At 68.4% G+C, this 17,691-nt stretch carries 19 protein-coding genes; 9 read left to right on the forward strand and 10 right to left on the reverse strand.

Annotated features, from left to right (window positions below):
- Positions 1–113: 113 nt before the first annotated feature.
- The 5 genes from ACLQ2O_RS30565 to ACLQ2O_RS30585 form a co-directional block, all read right to left on the reverse strand.
- Positions 114–557 (reverse strand): Imm1 family immunity protein, encoded by a 444-nt coding sequence (locus tag ACLQ2O_RS30565; RefSeq protein ID WP_425838184.1) that lies wholly within the window; start codon positions 555–557, stop codon positions 114–116.
- The gene (locus tag ACLQ2O_RS30570; protein WP_425838187.1) at positions 554–1,099 is read right to left on the reverse strand and encodes a DddA-like double-stranded DNA deaminase toxin; all 546 of its coding nucleotides are present in this window, start codon (positions 1,097–1,099) and stop codon (positions 554–556) included. Before ACLQ2O_RS30570 ends, ACLQ2O_RS30565 begins: the two co-directional genes overlap by 4 nt.
- Positions 1,100–1,429: 330 nt before the next feature.
- On the reverse strand, positions 1,430–1,690 hold the full coding sequence (locus ACLQ2O_RS30575) for a hypothetical protein (protein ID WP_425838189.1): 261 nt from the start codon (positions 1,688–1,690) through the stop codon (positions 1,430–1,432).
- Positions 1,691–1,795: 105 nt separating this feature from the next.
- Positions 1,796–2,356, reverse strand: coding sequence for a hypothetical protein (locus ACLQ2O_RS30580; protein ID WP_425838192.1), 561 nt, complete (start codon positions 2,354–2,356; stop codon positions 1,796–1,798).
- Entirely contained in the window at positions 2,340–2,528 is a 189-nt protein-coding gene (locus ACLQ2O_RS30585; RefSeq protein ID WP_425838195.1) for a hypothetical protein, read from the reverse strand. The genes ACLQ2O_RS30580 and ACLQ2O_RS30585 overlap by 17 nt, the downstream gene beginning before the upstream one ends.
- Before the next feature lie 222 nt (positions 2,529–2,750).
- Between ACLQ2O_RS30585 and ACLQ2O_RS30590 the strand changes: the two genes are divergently transcribed.
- Positions 2,751–4,064: an XRE family transcriptional regulator gene (locus ACLQ2O_RS30590; protein WP_425838198.1), complete on the forward strand. Its 1,314-nt coding sequence runs from the start codon at positions 2,751–2,753 to the stop codon at positions 4,062–4,064.
- Entirely contained in the window at positions 4,061–4,945 is an 885-nt protein-coding gene (locus tag ACLQ2O_RS30595; RefSeq protein ID WP_425838200.1) for a phosphotransferase enzyme family protein, read from the forward strand. The genes ACLQ2O_RS30590 and ACLQ2O_RS30595 overlap by 4 nt, the downstream gene beginning before the upstream one ends.
- A gap of 208 nt (positions 4,946–5,153) precedes the next feature.
- On the opposite strand, the gene ACLQ2O_RS30600 is transcribed toward ACLQ2O_RS30595, so the two are convergent.
- From ACLQ2O_RS30600 to ACLQ2O_RS30615, 4 genes are read right to left on the reverse strand one after another with little or no spacing between them, the layout of a single operon-like run.
- Entirely contained in the window at positions 5,154–6,620 is a 1,467-nt protein-coding gene (locus ACLQ2O_RS30600) for an FGGY family carbohydrate kinase (RefSeq protein WP_425838203.1), read from the reverse strand.
- A complete protein-coding gene (locus ACLQ2O_RS30605) occupies positions 6,607–8,004 on the reverse strand; it encodes an alpha,alpha-trehalose-phosphate synthase (UDP-forming) (protein WP_425838206.1) in 1,398 nt (465 codons plus the stop codon). Before ACLQ2O_RS30605 ends, ACLQ2O_RS30600 begins: the two co-directional genes overlap by 14 nt.
- Before the next feature lie 6 nt (positions 8,005–8,010).
- Entirely contained in the window at positions 8,011–9,009 is a 999-nt protein-coding gene (locus tag ACLQ2O_RS30610) for a Gfo/Idh/MocA family protein (RefSeq protein WP_425838209.1), read from the reverse strand.
- Positions 9,000–10,484, reverse strand: coding sequence for an amidase (locus ACLQ2O_RS30615; protein ID WP_425838212.1), 1,485 nt, complete (start codon positions 10,482–10,484; stop codon positions 9,000–9,002). Before ACLQ2O_RS30615 ends, ACLQ2O_RS30610 begins: the two co-directional genes overlap by 10 nt.
- Before the next feature lie 118 nt (positions 10,485–10,602).
- Here ACLQ2O_RS30615 and ACLQ2O_RS30620 point away from each other — a divergent pair, with 118 nt between their 5' ends.
- From ACLQ2O_RS30620 to otsB, 3 genes are read left to right on the forward strand one after another with little or no spacing between them, the layout of a single operon-like run.
- Positions 10,603–10,914 (forward strand): DUF3263 domain-containing protein, encoded by a 312-nt coding sequence (locus ACLQ2O_RS30620; RefSeq protein ID WP_425838215.1) that lies wholly within the window; start codon positions 10,603–10,605, stop codon positions 10,912–10,914.
- A gap of 3 nt (positions 10,915–10,917) precedes the next feature.
- Positions 10,918–11,505 carry a LytR C-terminal domain-containing protein gene (locus ACLQ2O_RS30625; protein ID WP_425838218.1) on the forward strand — a complete coding sequence of 196 codons (588 nt, stop codon included), beginning with the start codon at positions 10,918–10,920 and terminating at the stop codon, positions 11,503–11,505.
- On the forward strand, positions 11,502–12,338 hold the full coding sequence (gene otsB, locus ACLQ2O_RS30630) for a trehalose-phosphatase (protein ID WP_425838221.1): 837 nt from the start codon (positions 11,502–11,504) through the stop codon (positions 12,336–12,338). Before ACLQ2O_RS30625 ends, otsB begins: the two co-directional genes overlap by 4 nt.
- Here otsB and ACLQ2O_RS30635 read toward each other — a convergent pair.
- The gene (locus tag ACLQ2O_RS30635; RefSeq protein WP_425838224.1) at positions 12,335–12,793 is read right to left on the reverse strand and encodes a hypothetical protein; all 459 of its coding nucleotides are present in this window, start codon (positions 12,791–12,793) and stop codon (positions 12,335–12,337) included. The genes otsB and ACLQ2O_RS30635 overlap by 4 nt on opposite strands.
- A gap of 100 nt (positions 12,794–12,893) precedes the next feature.
- Between ACLQ2O_RS30635 and ACLQ2O_RS30640 the strand changes: the two genes are divergently transcribed.
- From ACLQ2O_RS30640 to ACLQ2O_RS30655, 4 genes are all read left to right on the forward strand, one after another.
- Complete coding sequence (locus ACLQ2O_RS30640) at positions 12,894–14,054, forward strand: Fic family protein (protein ID WP_425838226.1); 1,161 nt, start codon at positions 12,894–12,896, stop codon at positions 14,052–14,054.
- 15 nt (positions 14,055–14,069) lie between these two features.
- The gene (locus ACLQ2O_RS30645) at positions 14,070–15,023 is read left to right on the forward strand and encodes a DNA-3-methyladenine glycosylase family protein (protein WP_425838229.1); all 954 of its coding nucleotides are present in this window, start codon (positions 14,070–14,072) and stop codon (positions 15,021–15,023) included.
- A gap of 176 nt (positions 15,024–15,199) precedes the next feature.
- Entirely contained in the window at positions 15,200–16,441 is a 1,242-nt protein-coding gene (locus ACLQ2O_RS30650) for a cation:proton antiporter (RefSeq protein WP_425838232.1), read from the forward strand.
- 221 nt (positions 16,442–16,662) lie between these two features.
- The gene (locus ACLQ2O_RS30655) at positions 16,663–17,628 is read left to right on the forward strand and encodes a helix-turn-helix domain-containing protein (RefSeq protein WP_425838234.1); all 966 of its coding nucleotides are present in this window, start codon (positions 16,663–16,665) and stop codon (positions 17,626–17,628) included.
- Positions 17,629–17,691: the final 63 nt, after the last annotated feature.

A 17,691-nucleotide genomic window follows, 5' to 3' on the forward strand; every position in this document is an offset into this window, starting at 1 on the left:
ACGGAGCTGACTGCCTACGGAAATGACCCACGGAAGTGACGATGCGCTGGATGCGCCACCAGAACATTTCGAGCGGAGGCTCGTTCGCCCCCAGTGGATTGTTGGCCATGAACTCAGCGCACGCCCTCCGGCCACTCGATCCACTCGAGTCCAGTCGGCCGCGCTCCGTTGCTCTCGACGAACTCGCGCACTGCCTGACGAACCTGCTCGATGCTGACCTCAGAGTCTTTGGGCCATCCCTCGTCATGACCCATGTAGTAGTAGAAGACCTCGTCGCGCTCACTGACGACTCCTGGTACATAGCAGGTGTTGCCGAGGTCGCCACCGGCGTAGCGGATGCCGCCTAGCTTGACCTCGGTGTTGACCGCGATTCGCAGCTCGTGATCGGGCAGGTCGGACTTGAGCGGACGATCCTCGGCGTAGAGCGCGGCGACAGAGTTGGTTGGCTTCTCGCGGAGCATGGCGTCGACGAAGGCGTCCGCGTCATCGGCGGTCCGCAGGATGACCGGGCGGTCGCCGTGATCGTAGGTGAAGTAGCCGGACGTTGCACCGCTCATGTTTGCTCGGATCCTCTCGGTGGTGGCTTGGGATAGGTCTGCTTGAAGTCGTTCGGGCCGAGTACCGTCAGGGACGAACCATGCGGCAGGATGCGGCCGATCAGTTCTTCGCACCCCCACTTGCCTCGACAGGGATCCTGGTTGACCACGATTGTCTCGTGTTTGCGCCCGTGCAGACGCATGAACATGGCGAACTTCGATTCGACGTGCGAGGCGACCATCAGCTCCCCGCGCTGAGGTCCGATGTCGAGATCGGTCAAGAACTGCTTGACCTGCTCGAAGTAGTCGGCCTCCCCGCTGACGAGGTCGTGCTCTTGACCGTCATCGTCGACCCAGGTTCCCCGGGTCTTGTCGCGGCGACCGAGGGTCTCCTCTCGCACCGGTAGCCGTCGCTGGAGATCTCGGGCCTGCTCGTCGCTGATCCGCGGTGTCGGAGGCGATTCCTTCTCCGGACTCGTATCGTCGGCCCCTGCGGTCTTGTCCGGTTGGTCGGCCTCCGGCTCCGCCACGCTGTCGGTCGGTCGGCGCTGCGTGGGCGGCATGCTTCCGCTTGGTGCATCTGGCCGGCGGGCTGAGCCGTCACCGGCTGGTCTCGTACGGACTCCCTCGACCATCCGCAGTGCCCAGTCGCGGGCCCTCGGCGGAGCCAGGCTCAGATAGTGCGCGGCTGCTTCACAGGCTCTGGCGGCTGCGTCGAGCTGCTGAGCGGCCACCGTTGCCCGTCCGCTCGACAGCTGCATGACCACGGCGGCGTCTTGTCGGCAGATGTCGGCTCGCCGCTGTAGCGCAGCCATGACTCGGGGAGCCTCGTCCAGACAATCAACGAGACCTTGGGCGACGCGTTGGAGTTCGGAGGGCACGGTGTCGCGCGGCTAGATCTGGTCGGCGTAGCTCTTGCAGCCGGCCGAGGCGATTTCCAGTGCTTCGACCGCTTGGGTGACGGCCGTGCTCGCGGCGTCCAGGATCTCGGCGATGTCGCGGTCTGTGCCGGTAGCCGTCCCGGCGATCAGGGACTCGATCTGCGCGCTGTGCTGGCCGAAGCGCTGCTTGAACCCGGCCAGTCCGCCGGATGCCTGCTTGGCTTCGTTCGCGACCTGGTGCAACTGCTGCTTGAGTCGTTGGACGTCGGACATCAGGACCTCATTTCGTTGTCTGTGGGGCGATCAGACAGGCCGCGCGGCTGCCGGATCTTGACGACCGAACAGGACGGCGCGGTCACTCCAGGCGCGTCAACACCTCTAGCGGGAGGCTCGGAACGGCTGCCCCGGTGCAGCCTCACTGCTACGCCGGGACAGCCGGTTCTTTGGGGTTCCTGCCCGAGCTCGAGGCCGGCAGGGATAGAGGCGCACTCGGGCAGGAACCGCTTTGGGTGACAGGACCGGTGGGTGTGCAGCGATCACACTGCACGGAGGGGATGAGGACGACTCCACCGGTCCCGCCCGTTCATGGGTGTTGCTCGCGATGACGACCCGGGCGCCGGTCGCCCGCTCAAAGGTGTTTCTGACGTCGTGGGTGACGGCGAGGGCGTCGAAGTGCAAGCGGCTCGGGATGACGACGGTGGTCACGTCGTACCGGTTGACGGCCTCGATCAGAGCTTCGAACGCGGCTGGCGTCGTATCGGTTTCCTCGGTGTAGATCGTGCCCATCGAGAAGCCCTCGACCTTGGCGAACTCCTCCAATTGGTCCTTGAGGTCAGCCAGTTCGCCATCGGTCATCAGCAGGTGCTTGAGGATGTACCCGAGCAGCAGAGGACGCGTGTATTCGGCCGACGCGGCCGGCCTTTCACGAGAGGTCTGCATCGGACACCGCCGGCTCGATGGTGACCCGCAGACTGGCAAAGCGCCGAGTCATCGCGGCCTGGTAGTGCAGCGCAACTTCGGGCTCATCGGTGTACTCCGCGATGACGTGCTCCCCGAACCAGACACGGACACGGCGGTCTGTCGGAAGTGGAGGCTCTGCAAGCGTGGTCATTCTCCACGCACCTCTTCAGCGATGTCGCGGATCATGAACGCGTACAGCACTGCGGCAATGAGTGTAAGGACCCATGTACTGGCTGTCATGCCACTAACCATGGCGGTCGGGAGAGACCCGGGGGAGGGATATCAGCGGGGATCTTGGTGGGATGAATTGGGGAGGAATCATCGCGCTCAGGTGACCCGCCGTCACAGCGTGTGGCACGATCAGGTGGTGACGGTGGCGAACGATCAGCTTCGCCACGCGCGTGAGCGCGTGGAGTCGCCTCATGCCCCGGGGCAACCGGCGTCACGCCAGGAACTCGCCGAGTTGGTCAACGAGTGGGTCTGGCAGCATCGTGGACGGCGGACTGATGTCGACGCCAATTACATCGGCAAGTTGGAACGGGGACTGATCCGAAGCCCTCAGGCTGATTACCGAGCCGCGCTGAGGGCTATCACCGGTGTGCGCACGGACCCTGAGTTGGGATTCCGGGTGCGCCGCCACTCGTCCCCTGCGGTGGAGAACGTGGATCGAAAAGCCTTCCTACGTGCCGTTGTCGGCGTCGGCGCGGCCGCCGTCTCCTCAGCGCCGTTGCTGGATCTCCTGACCTCGGCTGAGGCGACTGCAACCCCGAACTTCATTACACAGGCAGACGTGGATGGCGTGCGGACGGCTGCTCGTGTCTTCGGCTCCTGGGACAACCACTATGGCGGTGGGCTGGCCCGCGAAGCCGTGATCGCCCAGCTGCGCCACTCAGCCGAAATGCTGGAAGTGCGCTGTCCCGAGAACCTGCGTCCTGCGCTGTTCGCGTCGGTCGGCTTCCTCGGCCATGTCTGCGCCATGATGGCGTTCGACGCCTACGCCCATGATGATGCTCGCCGGATGTTTCGCTTCACTCAGGCCTGTGCCGATGAGGCGGGAGACTGGAACCTACGGGCTAAGACCTTCTCTTCGATGGCGCGGCAAGCGATCTGGTGCGGTGATCCGGACCAAGGTCTGACGCTGACGGAGCTGGCGCTCGTGCGGGCTGACCGGTTGACCGCAACAGAGCGGGCCATGCTCCTGTCCGCTCGAGCTCGTGCCCTCGCCAAGCTGGGGAACGTCCAGGACACGTTGCGCACGGTCGGCATGGCCGACGAGCAGTTCGCTCAAGCTGAGCCGGCGAATGACCCGGACTGGATGCGGTACTACGACCAAGCCCAGCACCTCGGCGACACCGGTCACGCTCTGTGGGATCTGGCCGTCGGCCACGGCGAAGCTGGGCAAGATGCTTCTGCCCGGTTGGCCAGCGCTGTTACCGGCCACACCGACACCTACGTGCGATCCCGAGCGATGAGTGGAATCAAGTTGGCGTCGCTGACAATGACCGTCGGCGATCCGCAAGAGGCCGCGGTCATCGCGGAGCAGGCGCTCAAAGGCGCCCGGTCGCTCCGCTCACGAAGGGCCGCCGACGATCTGCGCGACCTTGCCCGACGCGCCACTGCCTATGAAGGGATCCACGAGGTGGCATCCCTTCGTCGCGATATCCGCACAGTGCTGGCCGCTTCGTGACGTCCAGGACGCCCGAGGCCCTACTCAAAGTGGCGTGTGCGCAGGTCGGCCTTTCTGCTGGTGGTGCTGAGCTGATCCGACAGGGGGAGAACACCTTGTACCGCCTCCCAGGCAATGTGGTGGTGCGGATTGCTCGCGAGGGCCAGGCCGACGCGGCTATGAAGGAAGTAGCTGTCTCCCGGTGGATGGCGACGGTCGGAGTCAAAGCGATCGAGGCACTCGCGGACGTTGACCAGCCTGTTGTTCTGGATAACGTGCCGATGACCTTCTGGCGTGAGCTGCCCGGCCACCGGCACGGTAAGCCGTCTGAGGTGGCTGCCGTCCTCAAGCAGCTGCATGCTGCGCCAGTACCAACCGACTTCGATCTGGCAGACCTCGCGCCGTTTGTTCGGTTGGCTGAGCGAATCGATGGTGCATTGACGCTGAGCAACGACGACCGCAGTTGGTTGCGTGGGCGACTGGACGAACTGCGCGAGGCGTACGGTGACCTTCCTGACGGCCTGCCAGAGAGCGTCATCCACGGCGATGCGTGGGCGGGCAACGTCGTGGTGACCGACGACGGCGATACGTTCCTTCTTGATTTGGAGCGCTGCGCGATCGGGCCACCCGAGTGGGACCTGGTCAGCACTGCCATCCGCCGCAGCACCTTCGGCACGATGTCGACCGACGAATACGATCACTTCGCCAGCGCCTACGACTACGACGTCATGCAATGGTCTGGCTTCGAGACCTTGCGGAACATCCGTGAGCTTCGGGTGACCTGCTATGCGGCTCAACGAGCAAGTGAGGATCCGGCCCTGCGGGACGAGGCGGCGCTGCGGATGGCCTGTTTACGTGGAGATCGCGGACCACGGCCCTGGCCGACCTGGAAGCCTCTTTAATTCAACTGATAACGGCGTTCCCTGGCGCCGCGCCGGTGAGTGGCGCGAAGCGGCCAACTGGTCTGATAAACCCCACGCTGCCTGTTGTCGACCGCCGGCCTCAGCCACAGCGGAGCTACCTCAAATTATTCTTTTGTATTATTTTTTGAACTCTTAATTCTTCTTTGTTTCTTGAGTTTTGTGTTTCATGTCCAATGTTCTTCTTCTGTCATTTTGTGAGTTCTTTTGCGGCCTGTACGGCGAGGGTTCGGAGGGTGGTGTAGCGAGGGCGGAGGAGTTCGATGCGTTCGACTTCGGGGGCCGCCGGCTTGAGGTGTTCGCCGCCTGGTTGGGGGGAGAGGCCCAGGGCTACCGCGGCGGCGCCTCGGGCGCCTACTTCGGCTTCGGCGCAGACGTCCGTGGGGCGGGCGAAGGTGGCGGTGAGGCAGCGGCGCCACCAGGCGGAGGCGTCGATGCCTCCGCCGCCGAGGACGACCTCGAGCTCGCGGCCGAACAGGGTGTCGAGCATGCGGAGGCCGCGGTCGATCTCCAGTGACGCGCCTTGGAGGGACGCGGCGAGCAGGTCGGCGGCGTTGTCGTCGAAGGACAGGCCGAAGTAGACGCCTGAGCCGCCGGGGACGGTTTCCGGTGGGCGGGTGCCGGCCTGGAAGGGGATCGCGATGACGCTCGACGAGCCGATTTCGATGTCCGTGGGTTCCTGGTGCTCCTCGTCGAGCTGGAGCACGTTGGTGAGCCAGGCGTGCAGGTTTCCGGCGGCCGAGAACGCCATGCCGGTCACCGCACGCTGGTCGTCGACGCGGTAGCGCCAGAGTTCCCACGGGAGCTCGGGCGCCTGGTCGATCGGGTGCACGACCCGTACGGCGGCCGACGTGCCGACGGTGACGGCCGCGGTCGACTCGTCGTACCCGCCGGTGCCGACGTTCGAGGCGGCGCCGTCGCCCGTCGGCGGATGAATCGGTACGCCGGCCAGCCCGGGCCAGCGGCGCGCGTAGGAAGCAGCCAGTACGCCGGTCCAGCCGCTCGGCACGATCGCGGGCAGCCGGTCGGGCGTGACGCCGGCGATCGCGAGCGCTTCGGCGTCGTACTCACCCGTCGCGAGATCGAGCGAACCGGTGCCGGAAGCGATCGAGACCGAGGTGACGCGCTCGCCGGTGAGGCGTTCGAGCACGAGGTCGGGCAGGCCGGCGAAGGACGCGGTGGCGGGGACCTCGGACAGCAGCCACGGGATGCGGCGCGGCCAGTACAGGCGGTGCAGCCAGGCGCCGGTGCGGGCGTGGAAGGCGTGCTCGTCGAACGCCGGGTCGAGCCGGGGCTGGACCGAGCGGGTGTCGGCCCAGGTGATCAGCGGGGTCAGCGCGTCGCCATGGTTGTCGAGGGCAACGATCGAGTGCCACTGCGAGGAGAGCACGATCGCGGTGATGCCGTCGAGATGGCCGTTCTGCTGCAGCTCGTCGAGGCAGCTGAGCAGGCCCTCGACGTACGCGTGCAGGTCGATCGTCGCCGAGCCGCCGGTCGCGTACGTCGGGGAGATCTTGTGCCGCGCCAGCGCGCCGGGGATCGGCGACGCGTCGGCCGCCGACAGGACGAGAGCACGCGCCGAGGACGTCCCGAGATCAAGCGCCAGCAGCCGGTCGCCGGCGGGCGGACCGTCGTACCGGCCGTCACTCGGCGGCATGCAACGCCTCGAGGAACGACGCCGCCCAGACGTTCACGTCGTGCGCGGCCAGGTGCTTGCGCATCGCCTTCATCCGGCGGCCGAGCTGGCGGTCGTCGGTGTTCATCGCGTCGACGATGGTGTCCTTCATGCCGTTGATGTCGTGCGGGTTGACCAGGAACGCCTGCCGGAACTCGTCGGCCGCGCCGGCGAACTCGCTCAGCACCAGCGCGCCGGTGTCGTCGTACCGGCAGGCGACGTACTCCTTGGCGACCAGGTTCATGCCGTCCCGCAGCGGCGTCACCACGGCGACGTCGGCGGCCCGGAACAGCGCGGCCATCTCGGTCCGCGAGTACGACGTGTGCAGGTAGTTGATCGCCGGCGTGCCGATCCGGCCGTGCTCGCCGTTGATCCGGCCGACCAGCAGCTCGATCTCGTCGCGCAGTACGCGGTACTGCTCGACGCGCTCGCGCGACGGGGTCGCGACCTGGATGAACACGGCGTCGTCGACCGAGACACGCTTCTCGTCCAGCAGCTCACCGAACGCGCGCAGCCGCTGCCGGATGCCCTTGGTGTAGTCCAACCGGTCGACGCCGAGCAGGATGTGCTGCGGGTTGCCGACCTCCTTGCGCATCTCCGCGGCGCGGGCCTCGGTCTCGGGCTGCCGGGCGATCTGCTCCAGCTCGCCGACGTCGATCGAGATCGGGAACGCCTTGGCCCGCACGATCCGGTCGTCGGGCAGGTGGATCCGGTCGCCGCGGGTCCGCAGGCCCATCCGGTTACGGGCCAGCCGCGCGAAGTTCGAGGCGGCGCCCGGCCTTTGGAAGCCGACCAGGTCGGCGCCCATCAGGCCGTCCAGGATCTGCCGGCGCCACGGCATCTGCGCGAACAGCTCGGTCGGCGGGAACGGGATGTGCAGGAAGAACCCGATCCGTACGTCGGGACGCAGCCGGCGCAGCATCGCCGGGACCAGCTGCAGCTGGTAGTCGTGCACCCAGACCACCGCGTTGTCGTCGGCGGCGTCCGCGGCCGCCTCGGCGAACCGCCGGTTCACCGCGACGTACGCCTCCCACCACTCCCGGTGGAACTCCGGTGCCACGATCACGTCGTGGTACAGCGGCCAGAGCGTCGCGTTCGAGAAGCCCTCGTAGTACAGCTCGACGTCCTCGGCCGACAGCGTCACCGGGACCAGGTGCATGCCGTCGGTGTCGAACGGGTCGACCTTCTCGTCCTTGCCGCCGGTCCAGCCGACCCACGCGCCGTGGTGGCGCTGCATCACCGGTGCGAGGGCGGTGACCAGTCCTCCTGGGCTGCGCCGCCACGCCGTACTTCCGTCGGGCATCTCGACCCGGTCGACCGGCAACCGGTTGGCCACCACCACGAAGGAACTGCGTCCGCTCGGCATCTGCTGTTATCCACCCAGGTATTCGTCGTCGCCGGGGTACGTGACCCCGATCTGTCGGCGTGTCTCGTCGAGCAGTTCGAGGATCTCGACCGTCGCGGCGTGCGGCAGCGCCGGACACTCGATCTGTCCGGCGCGCAAGGTGCGCATCACCTCGGCTGCTTCGTAGTGGTACCCAAGGCCATGCGTCGGTACGTCGATCCGCTCCTGCCCCGACGCAGTGCTGCGCACGTAGTAGTCGGGGTGGTGGAACCGGTTCGGCAGCAGCAAGCTGCCCTCCGGACCACTCACCGAGGCGGTCCACGGGTTCTGCGACCGCAGGCCGCAGGTCAGGCCGGCGACCGCGCCGGAGTCGTACCGCCAGGCCATCGCGACGTTCAGGTCGATGCCGTCGTCGTTCAGCGAGCCGACGGCCTTGACCTCGTCGGGGCGGCCGAGCGCCATGTGCACGAACGTCATCGGGTAGATGCCGCCGTCCATCAGCGCGCCGCCGCCGAGCGCGGGGTCGAGCAGCCGCGCGGGCAGTTGCGGCTTGTGGAAACCGAAGTCGGCCAGGGCCTCCATCGGCTCACCGATCACGCCCTTGGCGAGGTCCGCGAACATGGCCTGTACGACGGGATTGGTGCGCATCCACATCGCCTCGGCGAACAACGTGTCGTGCTCGTGGGCGACGGCGATCAGGTCCTTGGCCTGCCGGGCGGTCAGCGTCACCGGCTTCTCGCACAGGACGGCGATGCCGGCCTGCAGCGCGGTGCGTGCGATCGCGTAGTGCTGCGGGTGCGGCGTACCGATGTAGAGGACGTCGACGGTGCCGGACTCGATCAGTTGCCGATAGTCGTCGTACCGGTGCTCGATGCCGTGCTCGTCGGCGAACGCGGTGGCGCTGCTGAGCGATCGGGACGCGACGGCGGTCGCGACCGCGTCGTCCAGCTCGGCGAGGTCTCTGGTGAACTGCGTCGAGATGTTGCCGGTAGCAACTACACCCCAACGGACCTGGTCTATACCCACTGTGTGAACTCCGGGGTCGGGAACGGGCCGTCGGACTCGATTCTCGCGGTCTCGAAGGCGTGGGCCAAGCGAATGAGGGTGGAGTCACTCCCGGCGGTGCCGCCGAGAACGATGCCGACCGGCAGTCCGGCGACCGTTCCGGACGGTACCGACAGCAGTGGGTAACCGGCCAGCGCGGCGTGCGAGGACGAACTGCCGAGCACGTGGTCGCCGTTGACCAGGTCGATCGTCCAGGCCGGCGAGTACGCGGGGCTGACCAGGGCGTCGAGCTGATTCTCCCGCAGCAACGTGTCGATCCCGTCACGGCCGGTCCGCAGTGCGGACAACCGGGCGGCCACGTAGATCGGCGAGTCCAGCCCACCGGTCTCCTCGGCCCGCTCGAACAGCTCCTGGCCGAACCAGGGCAGCTCGTCCTCGACGTGCGCCTGGTTGAACGCGATCAGCTCGGCCAGCGTCCGCGGCGCCCCCTCCTTGCGGGTCGCCAGGTACTTGGCCAGGCCGACCTTCAGCTCGTGCAGCGGGACCTGCAGCTGGTCGTCGTCGCCTGGTGTCCGCAGCGACAGGTGGTCGACCAGAGTCGCACCGCAGCGGCTGAGCGTCTCCAGTGCCTTCTCGGTGACCTGGTCGAGGCCGGTCGAGTAGCCCCACAGCGATCCCCGCAGTACGCCGATCCGTACGTCGCTGAGGTCCGTGCCGCGGCAGGCCTCCACATAGTCGGCGCCGCTACCGGTGAGCACAGTCAGCAGGGCAGCAGCCTGCTCGACCGTACGGGTCATCGGTCCGGCCGTGTCCTGCGAGTGGGAGATCGGGATGATGCCCTGCTGGGGCACCAGGCCGACGGTCGGCTTCAGCCCGACGACACCGTTGAGGGCGGCCGGGCAGACGATCGAGCCGTTCGTCTCGGTGCCGATCGCGAAGTCGGCCAGGCCGGCGGCGACCGCGGCGCCGGAGCCGCTCGACGAGCCGCCGGCGGACCGGTTCAGGGCGTACGGGTTCCGCGTCAGGCCGCCGTACGCGCTCCAGCCGGACGACGAGCCGTAGCCGCGGAAGTTGGCCCACTCGCTGAGGTTGGTCTTGCCGAGGATCACGCAGCCGGCCTCGCGCAGCCGCCGTACGAGGACCGCGTCGTCCGGAGGCGGCGGCTGGTCGGCCAGCGCCAGGGACCCGGCGGTGGTGGCCAGGTCGGCGGTGTCGATGTTGTCCTTCACCAGCACCGGTACGCCGTGCAGCGGACCGCGTGTGCGCCCGTCGTCACGCTCCGTGTCGAGCCGGGCCGCGTCGGACGCCGCAGCGGGGTTCGGCGTACAGACCGAACGGACGAGGGAATCGACCTCACGCATCCTGGCCTGCAGCTCTTCGACCGATGCGAGGGCGGGTCGAGGGTCCGGTGACGCACCACCGGAGCCCTGTCGAGGTGAGCTCACCTCCAAGATCCTGCCACGGTTGAGCGGGCCGGGAGGGGGCTCGCCGGACACCGGAAAGGACCGGAAACGACACGGCCGGATCGTTGCCGGGTGAATGACATGGCTGTTGTTCAACCCGTAGAGTGGAGCGCGGACGGACGATCACCGACCGCACGGGAGTCACCAGCAGATGGACAGCGCGAACGCGAGCTCCAACGGACCGGACGCCGAGGCGGCGCTGCCGTCCGTCGCCGGGCTCTCGGAGCGGGACGGCGCCATCCTCGGCTTCGAACGGCACTGGTGGAAGTACGCCGGGGCCAAGGAGCAGGCGATCCGCGACCAGTTCCAGATGTCGGCCACCCGTTACTACCAGGTCCTCAACGCGCTGATCGACCGGCCCGAGGCCCTCGCGCACGACCCGTTGCTGGTCAAGCGGCTGCGCCGGTTGCGCGCCGCCCGCCAGCGCGCCCGTTCCGCCCGGCGTCTGGGCATCGAGGTCTAGACCTTGACCCGCAAGGACGAACGGGGACAGGTTCTCTCCTCCCTCGTGGCGGTGCTGGCCGTCGTCGCGATCGTCGGAGGGCTGCTGGTGCTGTTCGGCACCCGCGGCAACGACAGCGTCGCGGACGAGGGCAAGCCGGCCGCTACGCCGTCGGTTGCTCCCAGTGCGACACCGACTTTCGCGATCAGCTCGGAGCCGACGCACGACCCGACCGAGGTGCCGACGCCTGAGCCGACCGCTCCGGTGGCGCCGACGACCGCTGCGACGACCCAGCCGACGCCCGCCGTACCGACGCCGACGGTCGCCGTACCGCCGTCGGAACGGCCCGCGGTGGAGATCTACAACAACACCGGGCGCAAGGGGCTGGCCCAGTCGGTCGGCGGCCGCGCGCACCAGGCGGGCTGGACCGTCACCGGCGCCGACAACTGGCACGGCAAGATCGTCACCAGCACCGTCTACTACCCGGCCGGCATGCAGGCCGAGGCCGCGCAGCTCGCGCAGGACCTCGGCGTCCCGCGGATCAAGGACGCGCTGGACAACATGAAGAAGGACCGGCTCACCGTCATCCTCACCTCGGAATACTCCGGATGAGCACTCCCGTGCTGGCGACCGCCGCCGGGCGGGAGGGCTGGGAAGCGATCGTCACCGATCCGGCCGGAGCGGTGATCGCGTCGGACTTCGACGGGACGCTGTCGCCGCTGGTCGAGGACCCGTCGCGGTCGCGTGCCGCCGACGGCGCGCTGGACGCGCTGGCCCGGCTGGGGCGTTCGGTGAACCAGCTGGCGATCGTCACCGGGCGGCCGGCGCTGGTCGCGACGGAGTTGTCGGGGGTCAGCGGTCATCCTGGGCTCGGTTCGTTGGTGGTGCTCGGGCACTACGGGTTGGAACGCTGGGAGGCGGCGACCGGTGCGGTGACCAGCGATCCGGTGCCTGCTGGGGTTGCTGTTGCGCGGGAGCAGCTGCCGTCGGTGCTGCAGGCGGCTGGGCTTCCGGACGCGTTCGTGGAGGACAAGGAGAGCTCGCTCGCCGTGCACACCCGGCGGCTGGCCGATCCGACCGGGGCTCTTGAGGTGCTTCGCCAGCCGTTGACGGCGCTGGCCGAGGCGGTCGAGCTGCGGCTGGAGCCGGGGAACCTGGTGCTCGAGCTGCGTCCGCCGGGGATCGACAAGGGCGTCGCGATTCGGCGGCTGATCGAGTCGACCGGCGCCCGTTCGGTCTTGTACGCCGGGGACGACCTCGGCGACCTCGCCGCCTTCCGGGCGCTGGACGCTGCGCGGGCGGACGGGCTGTTCGCCGTACTGGTGGCTGCTCGGTCGTCCGGTGCTGCCGAGCTGGTCGACGCCGCCGACATCGTGGTGGACGACCCGGCCGGAGTGGTCACCGTGCTCACCGCGCTGTCGGACGCGATCGCGGCGCGGAGTTAACGCCTTCTGCTGAAGGTCTGCTGGAGGGTCTGGCCGAACGGCTGGGGCGGATGCTCGGTGTAGTTGCCGTCCTTCAGGCCGGCCAGGCGTTCGAACGGGTTGCGGGAGGCGGGGCAGCCGGTCCGGACCCAGGACCAGGCGACGGCGACGACGTACAGGGGAAGCATCGGGAGGCCGATCAGGCAGAAGTACTGCCAGGAGTGGCGTTCCTCGTGCCTGACCAGGACCGGGCGGGCGTCGAGGTAGGCGCGGTCGTTCTTGGTCAGTACGACGTTGCCGATGGTGAACGCGTTGGCGATCGGGAAACCGATCCGGTAGCCGTTCGCGTAGAACAGACCGCGGGGGCCGCGGCTCACCTTCGCGCGGCCGATCACGGCGACCAGGAGCCCGGCCAGGGTGGACAGGTTGACAAAGTTCACCACCAGCTTGAGTCTCTGCGCGGCGGTCATGCCCATCCAGCCAGTATCGCGCCCGCGATGTCACCCTGTCCTAATGTCGCAATTCTTAGGACATCGAGATAGGGTTGTCCTAAGAATTGCGACATTAGGACATCAGGTGACCATCTTCAGTACGCCGGAACCAGACCGCGAAGATCTCTTGGTCCTCGACCAGATCCACGCGTACCGATCCGAGTTGGCCGACGTCATGCGGATGCCCAAGCGTTGGGCCGGCGGCCTTCGGCGCAGCATGCTCGCGCGGGCGATCCAGGGCTCGAACAGCATCGAGGGATACGAGGTCGCGGTCGACGATGCTGTGGCTGCCCTCGATGATGAGGAGGCATTGAGTGCGGACGAACGGACCTTCGCCGAGATCAGGGGGTACCGGCAAGCGCTGGGTTACGTGCTTGCGATGGCCGAGGACGCCGACTTCCGTCTGGATGTGGCCGCTGTCCGAGCCATGCACTTCATGATGCTCAGCCACGACCTGTCCAAGAGTCCCGGAAGCTACCGGCAGCGTGAGATTTACATCCATGACGAAAAGACCGGTCGAAACGTCTACGAAGGTCCCAGCGCGGAAGAGGTTCCAGGGCTGGTCGAGGAGTTGATGGTCGAGCTGGCCGGCGTCAGCCAGGTCGACAACTTGGTCCGGGCGTCCATGGCTCACCTGAATCTGGTGATGATCCACCCATTCCGCGATGGCAACGGCCGGATGGCGCGGGCCCTGCAGACGCTGGTCCTGTCGCAGTGCGGGATCGGTGAGCCGGCCTTCTCCAGCATCGAGGAATGGCTGGGAAGCAATACCGAGGACTACTACCGGGTGCTCGCCCTGACCGGTGACGGGAGTTGGCAGCCGGACAGATCGGCCGCTTTGTGGGTCAAGTTCAACCTGCGTGCCCACCACATCCAGGCCCAGACCGTTGCGCGGCGCTATCGCGAGGCGGCCAGACTGTGGAGCGCCTTTGACGAGCTGATCGCGGCGTTCCGGCTGCCTGAGCGCGTGGCCGATGAACTCTTCGACGCGACCCTCGGATTTCGGATTCGCCGCTCGACCTATGTTCGCCGTGCAGAAATCGAGCAGCGGACCGCCACCCGCGATCTGGCAAGACTCGTCGAACTGGGCCTGCTGCGGGCCGTCGGTGAAACCAAGGGGAGGCACTACGTGATCGGGGAGCGGTTGGCCGCGGTTCGGCATGAGGTGCTCGAGGCGCGTACTCCGGTGGTCGATCCGTACCCCTGGATGCGTGGGCGCCTGCTCGCGGCGTTGTCGGTGCAGTAGGCCAGACTGGGTGGCGTGAGTTCGGTGGTACGACGCTGGCGGCCCGGGCGTCCGGTGGATCCGCACCAGGTGATCGGTGGGTTGCGGAAAGGGCCGGGGGACCCGGCGTACGTGCTGGACCCCGGACGGCGGACGGTGTGGCGGGCGACGCGGACTCCGGAGGGGCCGGTGCAGCTGCGGTTGACGCCGTACTCGTCGATGGGTGAGGTGGAGGCCGAGGCGTGGGGGCCGGGGACTGCGTGGGCACTGGACGGGGTGCCGGAGCTGCTCGGGGAGTTGGACTCGTGGGACGGGTTCGCGCCGTTGGCCGAGCACGGCGCGTTGGTGGATGCGGCGCGGCGGTTCGGGGACTTCCGGGTGCCGCGGACGCGCGCGGTCTTCGAGGCGATGGCCGCGGCGGGGATCGAGCAGGTCGTCACCGGCAAGGAGGCGTTCCGCGCGTGGCGGGTGCTCTTACGCGAGTACGGCGAAGTGGCGCCGGGGCCGGTCGCTCCTGACGGACGCGTGATGATGGTCCCGCCGTCGCCGGAGCAGTGGCGGTTGATTCCTTCCTGGCAATGGCTCCGCGCCGGCGTCGAGGGTCGCCGTTCGCGCGTCGTCATCACGGCCGCTACGCGCGCTCGCGCCCTCGAGCGCACGTTGGAGCTGACTGATTCGGTGGAGATCGAGCGCCGCCTCAGGTCGCTCCCCGGCGTCGGAGTGTGGACCGCCGCCGAGGTCCGCCAACGGGCCCACGGCGACGCCGACGCCTTCTCCTTCGCCGACTACCACGTCTCCCGCAACGTCTCCTACGCCCTCACCGGCGAAGAGCTCGACGACGACGCCACCGCCGAACTCATCGAGCCCTACCGAGGCCACCGCTACCGAGTCCAGGCCCTCCTGGCCCTGGCCGGGATCATGCACCCGCGTTACGGCCCTCGAAAGTCCCTCCCCACCCACACCCCAGGAGCCACCCACCGCCTGCGGTGATGCGGAGAGGGAGGCGCCCTCACCCGCGGGAGGCTGCGCCCCGTTCCCCGCTCCGTCGTGGGGGTTGGACCGCGCCGGTGCCGGCTGAGTGTCGGCTGGAGCGCGCCGGCCAGGTGGCGCGGGTCACGCGGTGTGGGGTGGGTTGGGTGGGGGTGAGCGGGCACTAGGTTCCCATCATGCGGATCGACGGGGACGGGCTTTACCTGGTGGCGGGGCTTGCGCTGCTGGTGGGGGCTGTGTTGCCTCGGCTGCTGAAGCGGTACGCCGTGTCGGCGCCGATCGCGTTCCTGGCGGCGGGGGTGCTGCTCGGGTTCGTGGTGGATCGGGGGAAGTTGAGCCCGATGGCCGAGCCGGGGCTGACCGAGCATCTGGCGGAGCTGACGATCCTGGTCGCGTTGATGGGCGTCGGGCTGGCGATCGATCGGCCGATCGGGTGGAAGCGGTGGCGGGTCACCTGGCGGCTGTTGTTCGTGGCGATGCCGGCTTGTGTTGCCGCCGTCGCGGGGCTGGGGTGGTTGCTGGGGCTGGCGCCGGCGGTGGCTTTGCTGGTCGGCGCCGTGCTGGCGCCGACCGACCCGGTGCTGGCGTCCGACGTACAGGTGCAAGGGCCGACCACCGGTGAAGGGGCCGAGCCTGACGAGGACGACGAGGTGCGGTTCGCGCTGACCTCCGAGGCCGGGTTGAACGACGGGCTCGCGTTCCCGCTGGTCTACCTGGCGATCTTCGCCGCGACCAAGGGAGCGCTCGGGGACTGGGCGCTGGAGTGGATCGCCTGGGACCTGATCGGCAAGACCGTGATCGGGGTCGCGATCGGTGCCGCCGCGGGATGGTTGCTCGGGCGGATGGCGTTCTCGGCGCCCTCACCGAGCTTCCGGCTGGCGGACTCGCGGGAGCCCGTCCTGGCGCTGGCGATGACGCTCGGGGTCTACGGCCTCGCGGAAGTGCTGCACGGGTACGGCTTCCTCGCCGTCTTCGTCGCCGCGCTGACCCTGCGCAACGAGGAGCGCGGGCACGACTTCCACGAGGACCTGCACGGGTTCCTCGAGCAGCTCGAGCACATCTTCACCTGGGGGATCCTGATGCTGCTCGGCGTCGCGGTGACCGGCGGGTTGCTCGAGCCGCTCGACCTCACCGGCGTCGCGCTCGGTGTCCTCCTGATCGTCGTCATCCGCCCGCTGACCGCCTGGATCAGCCTGCGCAAGACCCCGCTGCGTCGCTCCGAGCGCTGGGTCACCGCGTCGTTCGGCGTCCGAGGGGTCGGTTCGATCTTCTACCTCGCGTACGCCGGGTCGGACTTCGCCGACGACCTGCCCTGGCTGTGGGCGACCGTCGGCTTCACCGTCGTGCTCAGCGTGGTTGTACACGGCATCGCGGCGACTCCGCTGATGCGAATGCTCGAACGCCGCCGCGGGGCCTGACCTCTCGACGAGTGCGCGCCACCCGCCCGCGCACCTTCGGCGCCGGCCCGTACGACGGAACGCGGCGCGCCCGAGCCGGCGGCTCGGCCCCGTGCCGGACGGCGGACGCGGCGTGGATCCCGGCCAGAAAGTCCTTCAGCTTCTCGATCATGATTCCATCCTCCGAGCCTGAGCGCGTCCGCAGAAGTGGCGTAGAAGACGCTTACCGCTAAGATTTCGACATGGCTTCGAGAACCGTCTCCGTGCTCGCGTACGACGGCATGACCGCGTTCGAGGCGGGCATCGTGATCGAGGTGTTCGGCCTGGTCTGGCCCGACATCGACGAGCCCTGGTACGACCTGAAGATCTGCACCGAGGCCCCGGATCCGGTCCGTGTGATCGGTGGCGCGACGCTCTCCACGCCGTACGGGCTGGACGAGTTCGCCGCCGCGGACACCGTCGTCGTGCCGAGCATCAAGGATCCGGGCGAGACCATCTCTCCGCAGCTCATCGAGGCCCTCCAGCGCGCACACGCGCGAGGAGCCCGGATGGTTTCGATCTGCTCCGGCGCCTTCGCGCTGGCCGCCGCCGGACTGCTCGACGGTCGCCGCGCGACCACGCACTGGCGGTACGCCGGCCAGTTGAGCGAGCGCTACCCCGCGATCGATGTCGACCCCGAGCCGCTCTACACCGATGAGGGCGACGTCCTGACCAGCGCCGGCTGCGCGGCCGGTCTCGACCTCGCGCTGCACCTGGTCCGCAAGGACCTCGGCGCCGCCGTCGCGAACGCCGTCGCCCGGCGGCTGGTGATCCAGCCCTACCGGTCGGGCGGGCAGGCGCAGTACATCGAGTCCCCGATGCCGCCCGACCCGGTCGACGCCCCGGTCGCGCGCAGTCTCGGCTGGGCGCTGGAGCACCTGGCCGAGCCGATCGGCGTACCGGATCTGGCCCGCGAGGCCGGGCTGTCCCCGCGGACGTACCTGCGGCACTTCACCCGCGAGACCGGTACGACGCCCGCGAAGTGGCTGATCGCCCAGCGGATCCAGGCGGCGCTGGCGATGCTGGAAGCCGGCGACGCGCCGGTCGAGGAGATCGCCGTCGCGGCCGGGTTCGCGACGCCGGTGACGTTCCGGCACCACTTCGGCAGGACGATGCAGACGTCGCCGTCGGCGTACCGGCGGACCTTCCGCGCCCGCCGTACGGGGTGACTGCGGGGGCCTGCAAGTCGAGCTCGGAGGGTCGTGCCAGGCTGAGATCCGACGTCTCGCATG

The organism is Kribbella sp. DT2, assembly GCF_049844575.1.
Classification (GTDB): domain Bacteria; phylum Actinomycetota; class Actinomycetes; order Propionibacteriales; family Kribbellaceae; genus Kribbella.

Excerpts from the sequence above, each read along its gene's own strand:
- ACLQ2O_RS30565 (WP_425838184.1), bottom strand. The coding sequence starts at position 557 with ATGAGCGGTGCAACGTCCGGCTACTTCACCTACGATCACGGCGACCGC.
- ACLQ2O_RS30570 (WP_425838187.1), bottom strand. The coding sequence starts at position 1,099 with ATGCCGCCCACGCAGCGCCGACCGACCGACAGCGTGGCGGAGCCGGAG.
- ACLQ2O_RS30575 (WP_425838189.1), bottom strand. The coding sequence starts at position 1,690 with ATGTCCGACGTCCAACGACTCAAGCAGCAGTTGCACCAGGTCGCGAAC.
- ACLQ2O_RS30580 (WP_425838192.1), bottom strand. The coding sequence starts at position 2,356 with ATGCAGACCTCTCGTGAAAGGCCGGCCGCGTCGGCCGAATACACGCGT.
- ACLQ2O_RS30585 (WP_425838195.1), bottom strand. The coding sequence starts at position 2,528 with ATGACCACGCTTGCAGAGCCTCCACTTCCGACAGACCGCCGTGTCCGT.
- ACLQ2O_RS30600 (WP_425838203.1), bottom strand. The coding sequence starts at position 6,620 with ATGCCGCCGAGTGACGGCCGGTACGACGGTCCGCCCGCCGGCGACCGG.
- ACLQ2O_RS30605 (WP_425838206.1), bottom strand. The coding sequence starts at position 8,004 with ATGCCGAGCGGACGCAGTTCCTTCGTGGTGGTGGCCAACCGGTTGCCG.
- ACLQ2O_RS30620 (WP_425838215.1), top strand. The coding sequence starts at position 10,603 with ATGGACAGCGCGAACGCGAGCTCCAACGGACCGGACGCCGAGGCGGCG.
- otsB (WP_425838221.1), top strand. The coding sequence starts at position 11,502 with ATGAGCACTCCCGTGCTGGCGACCGCCGCCGGGCGGGAGGGCTGGGAA.
- ACLQ2O_RS30635 (WP_425838224.1), bottom strand. The coding sequence starts at position 12,793 with ATGGGCATGACCGCCGCGCAGAGACTCAAGCTGGTGGTGAACTTTGTC.
- ACLQ2O_RS30650 (WP_425838232.1), top strand. The coding sequence starts at position 15,200 with ATGCGGATCGACGGGGACGGGCTTTACCTGGTGGCGGGGCTTGCGCTG.
- ACLQ2O_RS30655 (WP_425838234.1), top strand. The coding sequence starts at position 16,663 with ATGGCTTCGAGAACCGTCTCCGTGCTCGCGTACGACGGCATGACCGCG.